Below are 1,222 nucleotides of genomic sequence, written 5' to 3' on the forward strand. Positions count from 1 at the left end.
TTGACCTTGTCCTCGACGGCGCCGTTGGCGTCTTCGCCGTTGGCGGCCAGGCCATCGACCACCTCGATGATCCAATCGGCGATCTGGCGGAATTCGGCCTCGCCGAAGCCGCGCGTGGTGCCCGCCGGGCTGCCCAGGCGGATGCCGCTGGTCACCGTCGGCTTTTCCGGATCAAACGGCACGCCGTTCTTGTTGCAGGTGATATGCGCGCGGCCCAGAGCCTTTTCGGTGGCGTTGCCCTTGACCCCCTTGGGCCGCAGGTCGACCAGCACCACATGGGTGTCGGTGCCATGGGTCACCGTGTCCAGACCGCCCTTGATCAGCTGTTCGCTCAGGGCCTGGGCATTGGTGATAACCTGTTGAATATACGACTTGAATTCAGGCCGCAGCGCCTCGCCAAAGGCCACCGCCTTGGCCGCGATCACATGCATCAGCGGGCCACCCTGGATGCCGGGGAAGATCGCCGAATTCACTTTCTTAGCAATATCTTCATCATTGGTCAGGATCATACCGCCACGGGGCCCGCGCAGGGTCTTGTGCGTGGTCGTGGTGGCCACATGCGCGTGCGGGAAGGGGCTGGGATGCTCGCCCGCCGCAACCAGACCGGCGAAATGCGCCATATCGACATGGAGGTAGGCCCCGACCATATCCGCAATCTCCCGCATCCGGGCAAAATCGATCTGGCGCGGAATGGCCGAGCCGCCGGCGATGATCAGCTTGGGCCGGTGTTCCTTGGCCAGCGCCTCGACCTGGTCGTAATCCAGCAGGTTGTCCTGTTGGCGCACGCCGTATTGCACCGCGTTGAACCATTTGCCCGACTGGTTGGGCGCGGCGCCATGGGTCAGGTGGCCGCCCGCGTCCAGGCTCATGCCCAGGATGGTGTCGCCCGGCTTGATCAGCGCCTGGAACACGCCCTGATTGGCCTGGCTGCCCGAATTGGGCTGCACATTGGCAAAGCCGCAGCCAAACAGCTGCTTGGCCCGCTCGATCGCCAGGTTTTCGGCGATGTCGACATATTGGCAGCCGCCGTAATAGCGCCGGCCGGGGTACCCTTCGGCGTATTTGTTGGTCATCACCGAGCCCTGCGCCTGCATCACGGCGGCCGAGACGATGTTTTCCGACGCGATCAGCTCGATCTCGTCGCGCTGGCGCCCCAGCTCGGAGGTGATCGCCCCGAACAGCTCGGGATCACGCTCCGAAAGCGCCTCTGTGAAAAATCCGG

At 64.1% G+C, this 1,222-nt stretch carries 1 protein-coding gene; it reads right to left on the reverse strand.

The annotated features are described in order from the left end of the window. Positions 1-1,222: serine hydroxymethyltransferase (glyA, locus tag AC2FNY_RS21035; RefSeq protein ID WP_496803652.1), on the reverse strand; the 1,222-nt coding region annotated here is incomplete at both ends.

The organism is Ruegeria sp. BHSC223 (assembly GCF_059613025.1).